A 1,085-nucleotide genomic window follows, 5' to 3' on the forward strand; every position below is an offset into this window, starting at 1 on the left:
GCGTTGCATTGCGTTGAGGACGGTGAGGAGTTTCCTTGCGACGGCGATGATGGCGAGTTTCTTGGAGCCGGATCTCGCGGCGATTGCGGTGTAGAAGGCTTTGAACCTTGGCGCTGCACGGATGGCGCCGAGGGCTGCCATGTAGAGGGCCTTTCTGACCCTTGACCTACCGCCGCGGATGGCGCGCTTTGCGCGGCGCAGGCCGGAATCGTCGTTGAGGGGCGCCAGTCCTGCCAGGGCGGCGATTGCCTTTGGTGATGCATGGCCGAGTTCGGGCATGTGTGCGATCAATGTGAGAGCGGTGACGGGTCCGACGCCCGGCGCGGACACCAGGCGCTCGGCCTGCCTTGCCAACGCGTCGATGCTGTTGATCTGACGGGCGATCTCGGCCTCCAGAGTGACGATGCGGTCATCGAGCTGCGCGATGAAGGCCTCGATGTCGGCGATGAGGGCGGGATCGAAGGCTTCGCCCAGATGACGCCATTGGCGCGCCCTGATCTCGACGATCTGGTCGCGACGCCGGGCGAAGGCGGCCAGACGCTCGCGGTCTGCGCAAGGCGGCTTGTCGGGGGCCGGCTGAAACATCGCACCCATTTCGCTGAGCGTGCGCGCATCGAGAGGATCGGTCTTGGCCAGCCTGCCGCGTGCCTGGGCGAAACGGCGGACCATGGTCGGATTGATCCTGGCCGCAGCGATGCCGGCTTCGGCCAGGATGTGGCGCAGCAGGCGGTCATGGCTGCCGGTGGCTTCGAAGACGACGAAGCATGTCGCCGGGTCGAGCGTGGCGACGAAGCCGCCAAGCGCTGCCGCTTCGTTGTCGATCCGGACCGGCCTGCGGGTCGAGGGATCGAAGAAATCGAGCACATGCTTGGCGATGTCGCATCCGATGTAGGTGTGGTGTATCGTCATAGGGCCTATTCCTGTGGTGCGAGGTCTGTGGCGACAGCCTCGTGCAACTGTTCAGGTTGACGGTGGCAATGCGGGAAGGGACCCGGCCAAGCCTCGGTCTCGCCAGCAGGCGGATCAGGATTCCGACGGTATCCTTCCCGCATTCACTCTACACCACCCCGAACACACAGGATTCC

1 protein-coding gene is annotated in these 1,085 nt (G+C 64.8%); it reads right to left on the reverse strand.

The genetic code is table 11. From position 1 onward, the window contains the following. On the reverse strand, window positions 1-909 hold a 909-nt coding region (locus GTW25_RS20385), incomplete at its 3' end, for an IS110 family RNA-guided transposase (protein WP_252914121.1). Window positions 910-1,085 lie beyond the last annotated feature (176 nt).

The sequence above is a fragment of the Aliihoeflea aestuarii genome (assembly GCF_024105665.1).
Classification (GTDB): Bacteria; Pseudomonadota; Alphaproteobacteria; order Rhizobiales; family Rhizobiaceae; genus Aliihoeflea; species Aliihoeflea aestuarii.